The following is an 849-nucleotide window of genomic DNA, read 5'->3' on the forward strand; positions in this document are numbered from 1 at the left end:
GCCTCCTCGACCACGCCCGAGCCCTCGGGTGCGGGGCGCTCGACGCCCGAGGTCGGCGGCGTCTGCGCCGTCCGGGGCTCGGGGGCGTCGGCGCCGGGGTCGGCGAGGTCGATGGGAGGCACAGCCCTCAGGGTAGGGCTTTCCGTCGTGGCGGTGCGGGGCCTTCCGTGCAGGTCAGCCGTGCCGTCGAGCCGTGCACCTCGGGCGGGCCGTTCAGTCGGTCCGCTCGAGCCCTTCGAGGAAGGCCTGCACGACGGCGGTGTCCTGGTCGCCCAGGCCCGCGGCGGTGAGGTCGGTGAAGACCTGCCGCACGACGTCGGTCTGCGGGGAGGCCGTGCCGGTGCGGCGCAGCTCGTCGACCGCGAAGCCCAGGTCCTTGACCATGAACCGGGCGGGCCCCGAGGGGCTGTGGTCATGGGTCGCGAACCGGTGCTTCTTGACCTCGAGCAGCCGGCTGCCCGCGTAGCCCCCGCCCAGCAGGTCGAGCATCGCGCCGACGTCGATCCCGGCGCGCTCGGCCAGCACCGAGGCCTCGCCCAGGGCCAGGACGGTGGCCGCGACGATCATCTGGTTGCACGCCTTGGCGACCTGGCCGGCCCCGAGCGGGCCCAGCGGGACCGGGGTCCCGGCGGCGGCCAGCACGGGCAGCGCGAGGGCGACGTCCTCCTCGGTCCCGCCCACCATGATCGAGAGCGTGCCGGCCTGCGCGCCCTCCTCGCCGCCGCTCACCGGGGCGTCCACCACCCGGGCGAGCTCGCCCGTCTCGGCCCGTAGGCGCGCGTCGAGCCGGCGCAGGCCGTCGGCCGAGACGGTCGAGCTGACCACCACGGGCAGCGGCCGCACCACTCC

General features: G+C 76.3%; 1 protein-coding gene. It reads right to left on the minus strand.

The window, feature by feature from the left end; translation table 11 throughout:
* Positions 1 to 213: 213 nt before the first annotated feature.
* Positions 214 to 849, minus strand: a 636-nt coding sequence (locus L0B03_RS18550) for an NAD(P)-dependent oxidoreductase (protein WP_250448576.1), incomplete at its 5' end; no start/stop codon positions are given.

It is taken from the genome of Actinotalea sp. C106, from assembly GCF_023630195.1.
Taxonomy (GTDB): domain Bacteria; phylum Actinomycetota; class Actinomycetes; order Actinomycetales; family Cellulomonadaceae; genus Actinotalea.